The sequence below is a fragment of the Rhizobium sophoriradicis genome (assembly GCF_003939025.1).
Taxonomy (GTDB): domain Bacteria; phylum Pseudomonadota; class Alphaproteobacteria; order Rhizobiales; family Rhizobiaceae; genus Rhizobium; species Rhizobium sophoriradicis.
This window is the reverse complement of record NZ_RQIH01000011.1, coordinates 245,910-263,929: the sequence shown is the minus strand read 5'-3', so window position 1 is coordinate 263,929 and position 18,020 is coordinate 245,910. Positions and strand designations below refer to the sequence as shown.

The following is an 18,020-nucleotide window of genomic DNA, read 5'->3' as shown; positions in this document are numbered from 1 at the left end:
CGGAGCAACAGAAAAGCAAAGAGCTGGAGAAATCAACAACCTTAAATCGAAAACGGGGGCCCAGAGGCCCCCGAATTGCAGATCGCTTTGTCGTGCAGATCACTTCATCGTCGGCATGACGAATTCGGCGCCGCTCTTGATGCCGGACGGCCAGCGGGCGGTGACGGTCTTGGTCTTGGTCCAGAACTTGATCGAGTCGGTGCCGTGCTGGTTGAGGTCGCCGAAGCTCGAGGCCTTCCAGCCGCCGAAGGAGTGGTAGGCGAGCGGAACCGGGATTGGAACGTTGATGCCGATCATGCCGATATTGATGCGCGAGGCGAAATCGCGGGCGGCATCGCCGTCACGCGTGTAGATGGCGACGCCATTGCCGTATTCGTGCTTCATCGGCAGCGACAGTGCTTCTTCGTAATTCTGGGCGCGAACGACGGAGAGGACGGGCCCGAAGATTTCGGTCTTGTAGATGTCCATCTCGGGTGTGACGTGATCGAACAGGCAGCCGCCGACGAAATAGCCGTCTTCATAGCCCTGGAGCTTGAAATCGCGGCCGTCGACGACGAGCTTGGCGCCTTCCTCGACGCCGCGGTCGATCAGGCCGCGAACGCGGGTATAGGCGTCCTTGGTGACGAGCGGGCCCATGTCGGCCTTGTCGTCGGTATAGGGGCCGATGCGCAGCGATTCGATCTTCGGGGTCAGCTTTTCGACGAGGCGGTTGGCGGTTTCTTCGCCGACGGGGACGGCAACCGAGACCGCCATGCAGCGTTCGCCGGCCGAGCCATAGCCGGCACCCATCAGCGCGTTGACGGCCTGATCCATGTCGGCGTCCGGCATGATGATCATGTGATTCTTGGCGCCGCCGAAGCACTGGGCGCGCTTGCCGTTCATTGCCGCCGTGCCATAGACGTAGCGGGCGATCGGCGTCGAGCCGACGAAGGAAACGGCGCCGATATCCGGATCGGTGAGGATCGCATCGACCGCAGCCTTGTCGCCGTTGACGACGTTGAGGATGCCGGCCGGCAGTCCGGCCTCGATCATCAGTTCGGCGAGACGGATCGGCAGGGAGGGATCACGCTCGGACGGCTTCAGGATGAAAGCGTTGCCGCAGGCGATTGCCGGCGCGAACATCCACATCGGGATCATGCCGGGGAAGTTGAAGGGGGTGATGCCGGCGCCGATGCCAACCGGCTGGCGGATCGAATACATGTCGATCGAAGGACCGGCACCCTCGGTGAACTCGCCCTTGGCGAGATGCGGAATGCCGCAGACGAATTCGCAGACTTCGAGACCGCGGATGACATCGCCCTTGGCATCTTCGATCGTCTTGCCGTGCTCCTTGGAGAGCATTTCCGCCAGCTCGTCCATGTGCTTGTTCAGGAGTTCGACGAACTTGAAGAAGACGCGGGCGCGGCGCTGCGGGTTGGTGGCAGCCCATTTCGGCTGAGCGGCCTTGGCGTTTTCGACGGCGGCGCGCAATTCCTCGACGCTCGCGAGCGCGACGGTCGCCTGCACTTCGCCGGTTGCCGGATTGTAAACATTGCTCACGCGGCCGCTAGTGCCGGCGACTTCCTTGCCGCCGATGAAATGACCGATCTCACGCATGGATGCTCCTCCTGTTTTCGGGATGGTCCACAATCACACTTCAATTTGCACAAATCAATGCGCTGATATAAGAAACTGTTGTGCGCATATTGCAGTCCGATCACCACATGTTACTGCGTGGAATTTGGTACGGCGTGAGGACAAGTCAAACCCCTGGAAGGTCAAGCGATGAGCGGGAAACCTGTCGTCAGAATGGCGGAGCTGGAGATCGATCCGGAGACGCTCGAAACCTATCGCGGCTTGCTCGCGGAAGAAATCGAAGCATCGCTTGCGCTGGAAGACGGCGTCCTCTCGCTCAGCGCCGTTAGCATTCGGGACAATCCAAACCAGATCCGCATCCTCGAGGTCTACGCCGACCAAGAAGCCTACGAGGCCCATCTGCAGACATCGCATTTCCTCAAATATAAGCGTGAGACGGCCGGCATGGTGACTTCGCTGACGCTGATCGACGTCGATCCGATCGCGATGCGTGCCAAGCCATGAACTGGGACGATGTCCGCATCTTCCTTGCCGTCGCGCGCACCGGGCAAATCCTTGCCGCTTCGAAGCGATTGGGACTCAATCACGCAACGCTTTCACGGCGGCTGACGTCGCTCGAAGAGGCGCTGAAGACGCGGCTTTTCATCCGCCGCACGAACGGCTGCGAGTTGACAGCCGAAGGCGGAATCTTCCTTCACGCCGCCGAGCGTATGGAAACCGAGATGCTGGCGGTGCAGGCCAATCTCGGCCACACCGACACGGCAATCGCCGGCACAGTGCGCGTCGGCGCGCCCGACGGCTTCGGCGTCTCGTTTCTCGCGCCGCGCATGGGCAGGCTGATCGAGCGCCATCCGGAACTGAAGATCCAGCTGGTGCCGGTGCCACGCTCCTTCTCGCTGTCGCAGCGCGAGGCGGATATTGCGATCACGCTGGAACGTCCCGAACAGGGCCGGCTCGTTTCGTCCAAGCTTACGGATTACGCGCTCGGCCTCTATGCCTCCCGCGATTATCTCGCCCGCAACGGCCGGCCCGGTGATGTTGACGCGTTGAGGGCGCATCCGCGCATCGGCTATGTCGAAGATCTGATCTTCACCGCCTCGCTGAATTTCTCCGGCGAGGTGATGCGCAGCTGGGACGCCGGCTTTGAAATCTCGACGGCGATTGGCCAGACGGAGGCGGTGCGGTCAGGCGCCGGCATCGGCATCCTGCATGACTATATCGCCCGGCAATATCCGGAACTTCAGCGCATCCTGCCTGAGATTTCGATCCGCCGCGCCTATTGGACGACCTATCACGAAACAGCGCGTGACCTCGTCCGCGTCCGCAGTGTCGTCGACTTCCTCCAGGAACTCGTCAGCGCCGAGCGGCAGATCTTCCTTTAGGTCCCGGAAACGTGCTTGGCCGGCTCGTCATTCTCATCTGGATTGGGAACCGGTGCTTCATCAGGAAGCCGGTCCGGCTCCGGTTCAGTGATCGGCGGCACCGGCTTCCAGCCGGGTGCCGGCATCGGCGGCTGATCGGGAATGGGTTCGTTGGGCACGGACATGACCGCCTCCCCTTTTTGTTTACGATGGTGGTCGGGGCTATTTGTCCGACTTCAGCGTCTCGGCAGCGCGCACCGGCATACCGTCGATAATGACAAAGAGCTCGCCACTGTTGATCGGCTCGCTGACCTTGAGTTTGACGGTTCCGTCCTTGCCGAGCAGGAAGGCGGCGAATTCTCCCGCTTCCGGCCCCTCGAGATCGCGGCGGATCGCTTCGCCGTCGAGTCCATCGGCAGCGCCGAAAAGCGGCCGGACATTACCGGCTGAGACCTTCAGTATCACCATATCGCGCTCTTCGAGTGCCGCGCGATCAGAAAGCAGCTGGTTTTCCTGGCGCGCCGCGCGGGCATTGTCCTTGTCGGCGAAAAGAATGAAGACACGGTTCTTCCACTGGAAGGCAGCCAAGCTCTCGACCGGCGCATAGGCGCTGTTCGTCTCATCGATCTTGGTCGCGCCGTAGAGAAGGGCTTTCGACATGCAAATTCTCCCGTCAGCTTGGAAACGGTGCGGATAAGGATGGGTTCCATTGAAACGGTAGGAACCGGCTTTTCACCCTGAAAGGGGAGATGATACGGTTGAGTGGGCTGTGAACCGCGTCAGGCTGGTTGGAGGGAGACCTTTTAAATTGGCACACCCTGGCGTCATTCCGTGATGATCTTGTGTCTGTTTCCCGAACGAACCGACAGGCTGCAGGCGCCCAAACTTTTCCTGTGTTGAAACGAATGCCGGGCACTGTGTCGGCAGTACCCGAGCAACCGAGCTGCAAATGTTAATTAAGACCGTGTGGGAAGAACATCTCGCCTTACTGAGAGGCGACGCCGGAAATATCTGAGCCAACCCATCATTCCGGGGAGAACACCTGCTTGCCCCTGCCCCAGCAGCCGCAGAGCCTCAAAGATCAATCCCACGGCCACGGTTGATAGCGTGCTGGCGCCGTTCCGCGAGGATCTGCTCACTGCTTTGTTGGCGGACAGTCTGCTGCAAGACCTTCAACTGCTCTTGCATCGCCTCGAAGGCTCGGCGCTGCGCCGGCGGCACGCGGTTGACGAGATCCTTGTCACCTCGGACGAGGCCATTGCGACCGAAGCGTTCGTCGAGCGCCCGGCTGACAGCGGCAAACTCACGGCCAATGCCTGGATCGAGGGCAACGGCGGAGACGCCCAGCCTCCTGCCGTCCTTCTGTGCCGCGGCCGTCAGGCGCGTCAATGCCTCTTCCGCAGCTTTCGACAAAGCAGGAATGGCGACCGCCATGCGCCGCCGCTCTTCTGTGATGACCTGACGCTCGGCATCGAGGATGTTGGCATAGGCGGCTCCGAGCAAGCGCAGCCGCGCTGTGGCTTCCGGCACAGCCTGCAGTGCCTCTTTCCGCTCCCGGCCGGCAGCCAGCATCCGGTCCATGAGGCGACCGGAACCGCGCAAGGCCCCGTAGGCGGCTGGGTCATTGGCCACCGCGGCGGCGATGCGATCGGCGGCAAAACCCTTCCCGAGCAGCTCCTCGATCTTGTCGACAGCGTTCGCCGGATCGCGCCAGATCATTCGTGCGGCCTCGGCCAGCGCGGCGCGCTGCTGGCGATAGAGAGGCGCAGCAAGAATGCGCGACCGCGCCTCGTCGTCGACGGGTATCTTGAACTCGGTGACGGCGGCAAGCATGGGCAGCAACGCCACATTGTCCTTGCCCGCTGCGGCCTCTATCCCCGCAACAGCACTCGCGCCGGCGACGACCTTCGAGCGATCCCGACGCTCGGCAAGATGCTGCTCACCGGCAAAGCGCCGCACGGCTTCGAACAGTTGCGTTAGTTCTCCGCGTCGTTCATCCGTGAGGTCCCCCGGCATGCGCTCGACCATGTTGCGCTCAGCGATCGCATCTGCTTTCGAGGTGAAGGCGCTCCAGCCGAAGCGGGCGGTTATGGCATCGCTGACCGCTTTGATCTCCTGCACGACCGCTCGGTCCTTGGCGGCAAGTGCGAAGGCCGTCTTGTAGGCGTCGTCCCCGCCCTGGGTGCGCACCGCCTCGATCTCCATCAGGCGCGCCATAGCTTGCTCGGAGAGCGCCGGAACCGACAAGGACATGGAGGCGCGCCGTGCCTGCTCTCGCAGCTCGAACCGTTCGGTGTTCCTGCGGAACTCAGTCGCATGGCCGCGAACCAAGGGAAGCAGGTCCTCCAAGGCTGCCATGGCGACATTGCGCTCGTCACGCGCCGCCCGTCCTTCGACGATCAGCTCGGAGCCACGCAGCCGGCCAAGCCGATCCGGTGCTGCGGCAAGATTATCGGCGAGCCTGCGCGGTTCGGTGCTGGTATCCGAAGCAAGCGCATTCAGCGTGACCAATGCGGCATCGGGGTCGCGATAGATCGTCTCCAGCAGCGGCCGCAGGATCGCCTCCCGCTCCTTCCAGGCCGGGGATGACAGCTGCGCCAGCCGCGCATCCTCGTCGATGCTCCTGGCGAAGGAGATGGTTGGCGGGATCAGACAGCGCGCATCGGTGGAAGCCGCCTCGGCGATCGTCTGGCTCCGCTCTTCATTATAGGCGACCCGCCGTTCCCGCTCGATCGCAAAGCCGAGCGCGACGCTTGCCCGCTCCCAGAGCTTTTCCACCTGCTCCCGCTTCGCGGCAATCCACGCCCAGCGCCGCGACAGTCTTTCCTCCATCTCGGCGGCGGCCAAAGAAAGATGATCGAGCCCGCGGCGCCTGGCGAAGTCCTCAGCGTGTGCGCGGTAACCGGCCTCGCTCTCAAAATCGAGTGTCGTCGTCTTTGCGCCGGAACGCGACAATCGCTCGACGAGCTGGTTGAAGATTTCCGGGCGATGGCTTTCCCGCTCGATACGCTCCTGGCGCGCGTCGGCGGTCTCGATCTGCTTGGCTGTCCAGACATTGCGGTCGACCTCTCTGTCCTCGTAGCGCTTCTGGCCTGTCTTCTCGTCAACAATGGGAATCTGGACCTTGACCCTCTCGATACCGTCCTTTCTGAGGGTGACGGTGTCGCCTTCCAAGACGCGGCCATCCTCGAGCGCCCTCGGCAGGCTAACGCCCCACAGCCGGTGCACGCTTCCATCGTCGGTCCTGAGGTCGGCATAGGGGCTGTCGTCGGCATCCTCATTATCGGGCCGGAATTTGGTTTCTCCGGTTTCGATAAGCTCGCCGGTGACACCGGTGGCATGATCGACACGTGCCCTGCGTCCCCATTCCGGCTTCGCCGCAAAATCCTCCTTCGCCGCATAGAGATCGGCGCGGTCGCGATGCCTCGTCATCGACACATAGGTCAGGTGCCGATCCATCATGCCGCTGGCGAGAACGAAGGTCCGGTCGACAGTGGCGCCTTGAGACTTGTGAATGGTCGCGGCATAGCCGTGATCGACATTCGAATAGCTGTCCTCGCCGAAGACGACCTTGCTGCCATTGTCGAGACGCACCGACAGCAGAACCTCGCCTTTCTCATCGCCTGTCGAAACGACCGTGCCGAGCATGCCGTTCTTGACATATTGCGGGCCGAGACGCCCGACGCGCGGCTCGATGAAGCGGGCGTTTTCCAGGAAGATGATGCGGTCGCCGGCGGCAAACTCGCGCGCCCCGCGCTCGGTTCGGAAGCTGCGGCTTTCGCCGAGTGCTCCTTCACCCGTCATCACGGATCGCAGCGCCTCGTTCAAACGTTTGACGTCGGCGTTGGTGTGGGCGAGCACCAGCAGCTCGTCGCCGCGAAGACTGCCGGCCCTGCCCTCGGCAACAGACCGACCGATTGCCTCCCTGCGCGCCTCGGTCCAATCGGCAACGATGCGCTCGACGATCTCGCCGCGCGTCTCCGCGTCGACAAGGCGACCGTGTTGAGCATAAGCATCGAGGCCCTTCTCGACCTCGCCACGGGCAAACAGGCGCGAGGCATCGCGTGCCCATTCTTGGCGCTGGCGGCGCACGCCGGCAAGCTCGGCAAAACCGATGCGTTCGGTGATCGCCCGGAATGCCGCGCCCGCCTGGATCGGCTGCAGCTGCATCGCATCGCCGACCAGCACGACCTTCGCCTCCGCCTGCTCGACGATGTCAAGCACGCGGGCCATCTGCTGCGACGACACCATGCCGGCCTCGTCGATAACCACCACGTCGCCGCGGTGCAGCGTGTCGCGGCCATTCGCCCAGGTCAGTTCCCAGGAGGCGAGTGTGCGCGACTTGATGCCGGAACTGTCTTCGAGACCTTCTGCAGCCTTGCCGGCAAGGGCGGCACCGATTACCCGGCGGTTCTCGCTCTCCCAGGCAAGACGTGCAGCGGCAAGCAGCGTCGATTTGCCGGCTCCGGCCAGGCCGACGATAGCAGCGATGCCATCATCGCCGGTGACATGACGGATAGCATCGACCTGTTCCGGCTCGAGCCGGAAGCGCTGTTGCGGATCCCGCGCCTCGACACTTTCGATCGCAGCGTTTACATGCCGCTCGGAAACGGCGAAGCCGCGGCGCTCCGACAAGACCTTCGCCGACTGCGCCATGTCATATTCGATGCGCAGCATATCTCGAATGGTGAAGACGGCGGGCTCCATCGCCTTGCCGGTCTCTGCGTCGATCTCCTGCGGCTTCAGCATGACCAACTCATTCGACGCCATTAGCCGCGCCCGGATATTGGCGAAGTCGGAGGGATCGTCGATATAACGATGCAGCGCCTTGGCGATGTCGCGCTCGTCGAAGGTCGAGCGCTCATTGCCGAGCCGCGTCAACAGAAGCTCAGGATCGGCAAGCAGCCGGTCGGCCATCTCCTGGCGGCGGGCAAGATCGGCGGGTGAGAAATAACGCTCCCCGCCCTTCCTAGAAAGCGCCGCCTTCTCCGGCCCGAGATGTTTCTGCGCCATGCCGTCCAAGCCCTGTTCGGCATAAGACCGGCCGTCGAGCCGGATCTCGTGGCCGGCAAGCGCCAGATGCCAGTTTGCCGTGTCCGCCCAGGCGACCTTCCACGCCTTCAGCGTCTCCTTGTCTCCGGCCCAGAGCCTATAGACGTTCCTGCCGTTCGGCCGGTCGGGTGTAACCACTCGTAGCGGCTCGCCGTCCTCGCCAAGTACCGGAACATTCTTTAGCCCGAACCCGTCCTCGGTCAGCGGCCGCAGCGTCGTCATCAGGTGGATGTGCGGGTTGCCGTCCCTGTCGTGATAGACCCAGTCGGCGACCATCCCGTTCGCAGTGAGATTGTCGCGGACGAATTCGCGCACCAGCGCGATGTTCTCCACCCGCGTAAGCTCTTCCGGCAGCGAGATGATCAACTCTCGGGCAAGCTGCGCATCCGACCGATTCTCGAAAGTCTCGACGGCATTCCACAGCGCCTCGCTTGCCTTGGCGACCGACTGGCCATCCCTAGCCATCTTCAGCCAGGCCGGGACCTGGTCGGGCAGCGCCAGCTCCTCATGGACGAGGTCGGAAGCTCCGCCCCAATAACTGAACGACTTGCCGGCCTGCTCGTCCATCATCTTCGTGCGATGACGATACGCGGCGGCAGAGACAATGCTACGTCCCGCTCCCCTGCTGATCACCTGCGCTTTGATGAACATGATCGCCATGATTGTCCTCTGATTTCCGCGCAGTGGCAGCAAACGAGCGGCGTTGGTCGCTCATCAAGCTTGTCAGCCTGAGCGGGAGACGCGCCCGGATCATTTCAGATCGTTTTCGCGCTAGGCCTTCTTGACTGAGATAAGTATACAATCTAACTATCTTGTTCAAGATAGTATGAGTGAGTTTTGTTCCACAGATCGTAGTGAACGTGCTTGAAGCGCCACGGGTCGGATGATCCTCGTGCTCAGCTCGAAGCTTTTCAAAATCCTCGCGGGAGATGACAATCGGATGAGACATAAGGGCTTACATCGGCTGTTTAAAGAATCCCGGTGGACGGTATAGGATCTTTCGCCTATCGGATTACTCATGAAGTCGTCGTTCGATCATATGCCGCTTCGCAAACAGCGTGAGCTCGGCCGCGTTCTGCAAATCCTGCACGAGGAATTTGAGGATGCTCTGAAGGACGGTACGGCGGAGTTCAAAAAGCGCGGTCGGATTTTGAAGGTGATCCTCTTCGGTTCCTACGCCAAGGGAGGATGGGTGGACGAGCCTTTCACGATGAAAGGATATCGGTCAGACTTCGATCTCCTGATCATCGTCAACAACCGTAAGCTCTGCGAGTTCGCTGAGTATTGGTACAAAGCCGCCGACCGGCTGATCCACGAAAAGACGATCGAGACGCCGGTCAGCTTCATCGTCCATTCCAGACGCGAGGTGAACACCTACCTCAAAGAGGGACAATACTTCTTTTCAGATATTCGCAAGGAAGGCATCGTTCTCTACGAACTCGACGATGAACCTTTGGCTGAGCCGCAGCCACTTTCGTCGGCCGACCGGTTGAGGGTGGCAAAGGAGCATTTTGGGGAGCGGCTTGGTGCCGCAAAGGAGTTCTTTGAATTGGCCGAACACGCTCGAAGCAAGCACTATGGAAAACGAGCGGCCTTTCTCATTCATCAAGCACTGGAGCAAGCGTATTCTTGCGTACTCCTGACGCTGACGAACTACGGCCCACCTTCCCACAACATCAAATTTCTTCGTTCGCTCGCCGAGGAACAAGATAGGCGTCTGGCCCAGGCGTTTCCTCGCGATCAACATCGCGAGCGCGCGTGGTTCAACACCCTGAACGAAGCCTATGTGAAGGCACGCTACTCAAAACATTTCGAGATCAGCGAGGAGGCTCTTGGTTGGCTTGGAGAGCAAACCGGGTTGTTGGTTGAATTCGTCAAGACGGTGTGCTCGGAGCATCTGGAGATGCTTCAGCGGACCAGTGACCTACCCAGAAGTTGAGTTCTCACCGCCGCTGAAATCACTAAGCCAGCTGTGGACATTGCAGCACAGGCGTGCTCGAGTTAATTTGGAACGGCACCCAGTAGGTTGGTCTGCCAGAGGAATGCGATTCCGCAAGGGCCACCACGGGGCGCCGCTACGGTCATTTGGAAACTGGGTTCTGCTCCTTTCAGGCAAGTCGGGCCGCGAGATCCGAGCATCAAGCAAACAAGAAGTCCCACGACTGCAGGCTTGAAAGAGCAACATTCTTCAACGTTATGGAGTTGTCGGAATCGGCCGTGATAATTGTATCATTGCCGGACTGCTCGGATGCCGCAAAAAGTGATTCCCAGTCGGCGAAGATGCCGTGATCGATCGAGATCGTGTCATGTGCCGAGCCTGCTGCCAGGAAGTTTGTGATAGTGTCATGGCCCCAGTTCGCCAAATAAATAAAGACGTCGGCTGCCGCGCCACCAGTGAGGATATCGTTGCCGGCGCCGCCCGTCAGTGTATTGGAACCACTGCCGCCGACGATAACGTTGTTCAGCGCATTCCCTGTTCCGGCAAACGCCCCCGTTCCGATAGAGCTGAGGTTCTCGACATTGCCGGCAAGCGTATAGCTCGCCAGGTTCGTGCGAACCGTATCGGTCCCCGCGTTAGCCGCTTCGGTGACCATGTCGCCGGAATGGTCGACGATATAAGTGTCGTTGCCAGCCCCACCGATCAAGGTATCCGCACCGGCCCCACCGTTCAGCACATCGTTGCCGGCGCCGCCGGTGATCGTGTTGGCGAGCGCGTTGCCGGCGCCGCTGAAGTTGCCGGACCCGGTATAAGTCAGGTTCTCGACATTGTTGCCGAGCGTATAGCCTGCCAGTGTCGTGCGAACCGTGTCTGTCCCAGCGTCGGCCGCTTCGGTGACGATGTCGCCGGCATTGTCGACGATATAGGTGTCGTCGCCCACCCCACCGATCAAACGATCGGCACCGGCTCCGCCATTCAGCGTATCGTTGCCGGCACCGCCGGAAAGCGTATCGGCGGCAGCGCCACCCGTGATCGTATTGTCGAGGCTATTGCCTGTTCCCGCAAAGGCTGCCGTGCCGATGTAGGTGAGATGTTCGACATCGCTGCCAAGCGTATAGCTTGCCAGTGTCGTGCGAACCGTGTCGGTCCCGGCGCTGGCGCCTTCGGTGACGATGTCGCCGGCATGGTCGACGATATAGGTGTCGCCGCCCGTCCCGCCGATCAAACGATCGGCCCCGGCTCCACCATTCAGCGTGTCGTTGCCGACACCGCCGGAAAGCGTATCGGCGGCAGCGCCACCCGTGATCGTGTTGTCGAGATCATTGCCTGTCCCGGCAAAGGCTGCCGTGCCGATGTAGGTGAGGTGCTCGAGGTCGCTGCCAAGCGTATAGCTTGCAAGCGTCGTGCGAACCGTGTCGGCCCCCTCATCGGCCGCTTCGGTGACAAGGTCGCCCACATGGTCGACGATATAGGTGTCATTGCCCGCACCGCCGATCAAGCTGTCCGCACCGGCCCCACCGTTCAGCACATCATTGCCGGCGCCGCCGGTGATGATATTGGCCAGCGCATTGCCGGTGCCGGTGAAGCTGGCGGACCCGGTGTAGGTCAGGTTCTCGACATTGGCCAATGCAGCGATCGAGTAGGCGGCAAGCGCCGTACGGATTTCGTCCGTGCCGGCGCCGGACGCCTCCTTGATCACGTCGCCCGCGCTGTCGACAATATAGATGTCGTCACCGGTGCCGCCATCAAGCGTGTCGTTGCCGGCGCCGCCGTCGAGAACATCGTTGCTGGCGCCGCCGGTGATCGCGTTGACGAGCGCATTGCCGGTGCCGGTGAAGCTGGAGGATCCCGTATAGCGCAGGTTCTCAACATTGTTGCCGAGCGTATAGATCGAAAGCGCCGTCTTGATCAGATCGGTTCCTGCATTCAACCCTTCGGTGACCAAGTCGCCAACATCATCGACGATATAGGTGTCGTTGCCGGCTGCGCCGATCAACATGTCTGCTCCGGCATTGCCGTCCAGCGTGTCGGCACCTGCCCCACCCTTGATCGTGTTATCGAGACTATTGCCCGTCCCGACGAAGGCTGTCGTGCCGATATAGGTAAGGTTCTCGACATTGCTGCCAAGCGCATAGTTCGCCAATGCCGTGCGAACCGTGTCGGTCCCCTCATCGGCTGCTTCGGTGACGATGTCGCCGGCATTGTCGACGATGTAGGTGTCGGCGCCTTCACCACCGATCAACGTGTCCGCACCAACCCCGCCATCCAGCACATCATTGCCGGCGCCGCCGGAAAGCGTATCGGCGGCAGCGCCACCCGTGATCGTATTGTCGAGATTGTTGCCGGTGCCGGCAAACGCCCCCGTTCCGATAGAGCTGAGGTTCTCGACATTGCCGGCAAGCGTATAGCTCGCCAGGTTCGTGCGAACCGTATCGGTCCCCGCGTTAGCCGCTTCGGTGACCATGTCGCCGGAATGGTCGACGATATAAGTGTCGTTGCCAGCCCCACCGATCAAGGTATCCGCACCGGCCCCACCGTTCAGCACATCGTTGCCGGCGCCGCCGGTGATCGTGTTGGCGAGCGCGTTGCCGGCGCCGCTGAAGTTGCCGGACCCGGTATAAGTCAGGTTCTCGACATTGTTGCCGAGCGTATAGCCTGCCAGTGTCGTGCGAACCGTGTCTGTCCCAGCGTCGGCCGCTTCGGTGACGATGTCGCCGGCATTGTCGACGATATAGGTGTCGTCGCCCACCCCACCGATCAAACGATCGGCACCGGCTCCGCCATTCAGCGTATCGTTGCCGGCACCGCCGGAAAGCGTATCGGCGGCAGCGCCACCCGTGATCGTATTGTCGAGGCTATTGCCTGTTCCCGCAAAGGCTGCCGTGCCGATGTAGGTGAGATGTTCGACATCGCTGCCAAGCGTATAGCTTGCCAGTGTCGTGCGAACCGTGTCGGTCCCGGCGCTGGCGCCTTCGGTGACGATGTCGCCGGCATGGTCGACGATATAGGTGTCGCCGCCCGTCCCGCCGATCAAACGATCGGCCCCGGCTCCACCATTCAGCGTGTCGTTGCCGACACCGCCGGAAAGCGTATCGGCGGCAGCGCCACCCGTGATCGTGTTGTCGAGATCATTGCCTGTCCCGGCAAAGGCTGCCGTGCCGATGTAGGTGAGGTGCTCGAGGTCGCTGCCAAGCGTATAGCTTGCAAGCGTCGTGCGAACCGTGTCGGCCCCCTCATCGGCCGCTTCGGTGACAAGGTCGCCCACATGGTCGACGATATAGGTGTCATTGCCCGCACCGCCGATCAAGCTGTCCGCACCGGCCCCACCGTTCAGCACATCATTGCCGGCGCCGCCGGTGATGATATTGGCCAGCGCATTGCCGGTGCCGGTGAAGCTGGCGGACCCGGTGTAGGTCAGGTTCTCGACATTGGCCAATGCAGCGATCGAGTAGGCGGCAAGCGCCGTACGGATTTCGTCCGTGCCGGCGCCGGACGCCTCCTTGATCACGTCGCCCGCGCTGTCGACAATATAGATGTCGTCACCGGTGCCGCCATCAAGCGTGTCGTTGCCGGCGCCGCCGTCGAGAACATCGTTGCTGGCGCCGCCGGTGATCGCGTTGACGAGCGCATTGCCGGTGCCGGTGAAGCTGGAGGATCCCGTATAGCGCAGGTTCTCAACATTGTTGCCGAGCGTATAGATCGAAAGCGCCGTCTTGATCAGATCGGTTCCTGCATTCAACCCTTCGGTGACCAAGTCGCCAACATCATCGACGATATAGGTGTCGTTGCCGGCTGCGCCGATCAACATGTCTGCTCCGGCATTGCCGTCCAGCGTGTCGGCACCTGCCCCACCCTTGATCGTGTTATCGAGACTATTGCCCGTCCCGACGAAGGCTGTCGTGCCGATATAGGTAAGGTTCTCGACATTGCTGCCAAGCGCATAGTTCGCCAATGCCGTGCGAACCGTGTCGGTCCCCTCATCGGCTGCTTCGGTGACGATGTCGCCGGCATTGTCGACGATGTAGGTGTCGGCGCCTTCACCACCGATCAACGTGTCCGCACCAACCCCGCCATCCAGCACATCATTGCCGGCGCCGCCGGTGATCGTGTTGGCAAGCGCATTGCCGGTGCCGGTGAAGTTGGCGGCCCCCCTGTAGGTCAGGTTCTCGACATTGGGCGATGCGGCGATCGAGTAGGCTGCGAGCGTCGTGCGGATTTCATCGGTGCCGGCGCTGTCCTTGATCACGTCGCTCGCACTGTCGACCACATAGATGTCGTCGCCGCCGCCGCCATCAAGTGTGTCGTTGCCGGCCCCACCGTCAAGCGTGTCGTTGCCGGCACCGCCGGTGATCTTGTTGGCAAGTCTGTTTCCGGTACCAGCAAAATCGCCGGTGCCGGTAAAGGTTAGATTTTCAACATTATTGGTCAAAGCATAGGAAGAAAGCGTCGTCTTGGTCAGATCGGCTCCTTCATTCGGCCTTTCAGTCACGACGTCGGCAACGTTATCGACAATATAGGTGTCGTCGCCCACACTGCCGATCAGTATGTCTGCTCCAGCCTTTCCGTCCAAGGTGTCCGCACCTGCTGCGCCGTTGATAGTGTTGGCGAGGCTATTGCCTGTCCCGGTAAAGGCTGCCGTGCCCGTATAGGTGAGATTGTCGACATTCTCGGCAAGCGCGTAGGTTGCCAGCGCCGTTTGCACCGTATCGGTGCCCTCATTGGCGTTCTCGGTGACGACTTCAGAAGCGTTGTCGACGATGTAAGTGTCATTCCCCGTCCCGCCGATCAGCGTGTCGGCGCCAGCCCCGCCGTTCAGCGTGTCATCGCCGGCACCGCCCGACAAAATATCGATGGCCGCGCCGCCGGTGATCGTGTTGTTGAGGTTGTTGCCACTGCCGGCAAACGCAGTCCGGGCGACGTTAACGAGGTTTTCGACGTTAGCGCTCAATGTGTAGCTAGCCAGAGACGTCTGCACCGCATCGATGCCCTCGTCGGCGTCTTCAATGACAATGTCGCCGGTATCCCAAACGACATAAGTATCGTTGCCGATCCCACCGGAAAGCGAGTCATCTCCCCAGCCACCACTCAGGATATCGTTGCCTGTCCCATCCGAGAGCGTATCGTCGCCTGATCCACCAGTGATTTTGTTGTCGAGGCTATTACCGATACCGGTAGAATTGCCGCTACCTGTGAGCCATAGGTTCTCGACATTGGCGACCACCTCCAGCGAATAAGCGGCAAGATCGGTCAGGATCGTGTCAGCGCCGCCGTCGGCCGCCTCGACCACGACATCACCGAGACTATCGACCCGATAGCGATCGTCGCCCGCACCACCGATCAGCGTGTCGGTGCCGGCCTCTCCATCCAGCAAATCAGAACCCGTCCCGCCAGTAATCACATTGGCCGCTGCATTGCCATCACCGGAGAATGCGGCGGTGCCGGTGTAGGTCAGGTTTTCGACGTTGACGCCGAGTGTATAAGTCCAAAATGTCGTCCGGACCGTGTCCGTCCCCTCATTGGCATTCTCAATTACAACATCGTTGACATTGTCGACGATGTAGACGTCGTCGCCCGCCCCGCCCGACATCTTGTCGGACCCTGCACCGCCGTCGAGTGTGTCATTGCCAGAGTCGCCAGTAAGCGTATCGTTTCCGGCATTGCCCCAGAGTGTATTGTCCGCCTCGTTGCCTACAATCGTATCGTTGCCGGAGCCGGCCCGAACATTCTCAATCAAAGACGCGACATTGTCGTGATAAAGAAGGGCGTTGAAAATGTTGCCGCGGGCATAGCCATCATCCGGCCCCCCCCCCAGATAGGCCAACTGACCATGGGAAAAGACCGAGTACCCCCCTGCATGCAAGTCGATCTTGAGGGCGGTGGTATAAGCGCTCAGATCATAGGTATCGGTACCGCCGCCGTCCCAGATTGTCGCGAAGATCCTGTTGGCAGCGGGCGTGATGGCTGCCACCCCATTGACATAGGTGATGCCCTGGTTCGGATTCCACTTGTAGACGGTATCGCCACTGTTCGTCGTATAGTCCGCACCATACATTTCCTGCAGGGCGGCGATGTCGAGCATCATGAAGGTTTGTGGCGCGCCATTTTGCTCATACTTGTATCCACTGATATTGTCTCCGACATATGTGCGGTAGGTCATGATCGTATATTCGATCGAGTCGTAGGCTCGCGGAACGAGTGTCGTGTTGGGATAACCCGCTTCGTGAGCATGTTTCAGTCCAAGAGCGTGACCCAACTCATGCGCCAGGGTATGGGCCGCATAGTTGCCGAATCTCGGAAAGCGATAATCATCTGCGGTGCCAGCATAGCCCGTCCCGAACCAAACATCGCCACCGTGACCGCCGATATTTGGAGTGTAGGCCCATGCCGTCGAAGGAAGGGACGATTGAGCGAACCGCACGGTTGCAGTGTTGGCGCTTCCGGCCTCAAAATTGGCGTTCGTAAATCCCTCTACGGAGAAGCCGTCATTTGCTGCACTCCCATAGGACTCCTCCATAAAGAACAAGGCGAGAGACCGCTGCTGCGAGGAAATTGAAGAGAAAGCATGGTTTTTTTCGCCGCTATAGGTATAAGACGTCGAGGTCGTGGGAAACGCATAAGTTATCGTTCCGTCCCATGCAGTTCCATTGACAAGCCCCTCAACTTTCTGATCTCCAGTCAAACTGACGTCCTTGGTTGACGTAATAAGGTTCGTCATAAAATCCCGTTTCCCTATTCCATTCGGCCGCGTCTCATGGCGGTTTCCATCTGCTTCAAAATAGCGGAAACTTCAACCAAAAGCTTTATTCTGTTCAGGAATGTTTTTGATGTTGGCAACTAACGCTAATGAAACGCTTCCTCCGCAACCACTTTCAAGGGCTACAAGACATATTCCAGGATCCTGCGCTCTGCCCGTCCGAACCGCGGCAATTGCTGGCATGACAGCACTTAAATTGACGTTACATTCATGTGCTGAAATTTAGTAAGTCCCAGGCTCGGCAACATCGGCTCCGCATGTTTCGACGCTTCGAAACGCTATCCCCGCCTCTCTGAGTCGAGGTAGGCTTCGCTGTTCGCATCCTCCGCGACATGCTGGCGTGGGGAGATTCTTCCGGATCGAGTGGCGGATCGTCGCAATTGCGGACCTTGGTGCTGCTGTGTGCTGCACATGTAGCTCAGATGGCACTATCGCACCATATGGGCGGTTGTGCCTTTGCAAATGTTCGATTTGATGTGGCAAATAAGCAGCCACTCGCGGTCGGAGCGTCGACTCTTGAGGGCGCCGGGCAATTAGCTTCCAAGCTTGCGATTTGCAGAATACCTCAGCATCTGCTGCGACAACTTCGTTAGAAACGACGTTGGCTGGGATGGCTTTATCGAAAGCGACCTGACGTGGGGAGATGGTACGGTTGGGGGGTCTCGAACCTCCGACCTCAGGTGCCACAAACCTGCGCTCTAACCAACTGAGCTACAACCGCATAAACCGCGCCGGGCGCGATGGGGGTCACATACGAGGACTTGGCGATGAATTCAAGCCCCATTCCTCGTCAATATACAAAAAGGCTGGACGCGAGGTCCAGCCCTTTTGTTTCCAATCAGCAAAGACCGATCAGGCAACCTTGAAGGAGGCCATGGCCTTTTCGGCGGCGTCCTTGGAAGGCTTTGCGAGCTTTTCGGCCACCTGCTTGGTGGTTTCCTGCATCGACTTCGCCTGTTCGACGGCGAGTTCGGCCTGCTTGCGCAGGAACGAGGTCTGCAGTTCGAAAAACTCGGCTGCGGACTTGACGCCGAGGAGTGCTTCCATGTGCGAGAGCGAGCTCTCGGCGTTGACGCGCAGAACGTCAATTGCCTTGAGGCCGATCTCGACGGTGCCCGCCTGGGCCGTCTGGACGGTGGCTTCGAGCGTCTTGCCGGCTTCTTCGCCGGCGGTCTTCAGCTTGGCGTAGGCGTCTTTCGACTGCTGTGCACCCTTTTCAGCGAATTCGCGGAAGGATTCCGTGAGCTTGGACGGGTCGAAAGAAGCGATTGAAAAAACGTCATCGGTCTTTATGGTAGCCATGTCGCATTCCTTTTGGGTTGAGGCGGTCGCTGCCTGT

9 protein-coding genes and 1 tRNA gene are annotated in these 18,020 nt (G+C 60.4%); 3 read left to right on the top strand and 7 right to left on the bottom strand.

Translation table 11 applies throughout. The features are described 5' to 3' along the window. Positions 1–99: 99 nt before the first annotated feature. Positions 100–1,596 (bottom strand): CoA-acylating methylmalonate-semialdehyde dehydrogenase, encoded by a 1,497-nt coding sequence (locus EFR00_RS20185; protein ID WP_077991449.1) that lies wholly within the window; start codon positions 1,594–1,596, stop codon positions 100–102. A gap of 168 nt (positions 1,597–1,764) precedes the next feature. Between EFR00_RS20185 and EFR00_RS20180 the strand changes: the two genes are divergently transcribed. Both EFR00_RS20180 and EFR00_RS20175 read left to right on the top strand, forming a co-directional pair. Further along, positions 1,765–2,079, top strand: a complete 315-nt coding sequence (locus EFR00_RS20180) for a putative quinol monooxygenase (RefSeq protein ID WP_077991450.1) — start codon at positions 1,765–1,767, stop codon at positions 2,077–2,079. Then, a complete protein-coding gene (locus EFR00_RS20175; protein WP_077991453.1) occupies positions 2,076–2,957 on the top strand; it encodes a LysR family transcriptional regulator in 882 nt (293 codons plus the stop codon). The genes EFR00_RS20180 and EFR00_RS20175 overlap by 4 nt, the downstream gene beginning before the upstream one ends. On the opposite strand, the gene EFR00_RS33095 is transcribed toward EFR00_RS20175, so the two are convergent. The 3 genes from EFR00_RS33095 to traA all read right to left on the bottom strand — a co-directional run bounded on the left by EFR00_RS33095 (position 2,954) and on the right by traA (position 8,648). Further along, the gene (locus EFR00_RS33095) at positions 2,954–3,121 is read right to left on the bottom strand and encodes a hypothetical protein (RefSeq protein WP_009994342.1); all 168 of its coding nucleotides are present in this window, start codon (positions 3,119–3,121) and stop codon (positions 2,954–2,956) included. The genes EFR00_RS20175 and EFR00_RS33095 overlap by 4 nt on opposite strands. A 37-nt stretch (positions 3,122–3,158) precedes the next feature. Beyond that, entirely contained in the window at positions 3,159–3,596 is a 438-nt protein-coding gene (locus EFR00_RS20170) for a DUF4174 domain-containing protein (protein WP_077991459.1), read from the bottom strand. 414 nt (positions 3,597–4,010) lie between these two features. After that, positions 4,011–8,648, bottom strand: a complete 4,638-nt coding sequence (gene traA / locus EFR00_RS20165; protein ID WP_077991464.1) for a Ti-type conjugative transfer relaxase TraA — start codon at positions 8,646–8,648, stop codon at positions 4,011–4,013. Between the two features lie 358 nt (positions 8,649–9,006). On the opposite strand from traA, the gene EFR00_RS20160 reads away from it, so the two are divergent. Then, positions 9,007–9,927 (top strand): nucleotidyltransferase and HEPN domain-containing protein, encoded by a 921-nt coding sequence (locus tag EFR00_RS20160; RefSeq protein ID WP_077991466.1) that lies wholly within the window; start codon positions 9,007–9,009, stop codon positions 9,925–9,927. A 199-nt stretch (positions 9,928–10,126) separates the two neighbouring features. Here the strand turns inward: EFR00_RS20160 and EFR00_RS20155 are convergent, their stop codons facing one another. The 3 genes from EFR00_RS20155 to EFR00_RS20145 all read right to left on the bottom strand — a co-directional run bounded on the left by EFR00_RS20155 (position 10,127) and on the right by EFR00_RS20145 (position 17,983). Next, the gene (locus EFR00_RS20155) at positions 10,127–16,642 is read right to left on the bottom strand and encodes a M10 family metallopeptidase C-terminal domain-containing protein (RefSeq protein WP_125864860.1); all 6,516 of its coding nucleotides are present in this window, start codon (positions 16,640–16,642) and stop codon (positions 10,127–10,129) included. Positions 16,643–17,325: 683 nt separating this feature from the next. After that, positions 17,326–17,402, bottom strand: a tRNA-His gene (locus tag EFR00_RS20150). Between the two features lie 131 nt (positions 17,403–17,533). Next, positions 17,534–17,983 carry a phasin gene (locus EFR00_RS20145; RefSeq protein ID WP_039617976.1) on the bottom strand — a complete coding sequence of 150 codons (450 nt, stop codon included), beginning with the start codon at positions 17,981–17,983 and terminating at the stop codon, positions 17,534–17,536. Positions 17,984–18,020 lie beyond the last annotated feature (37 nt).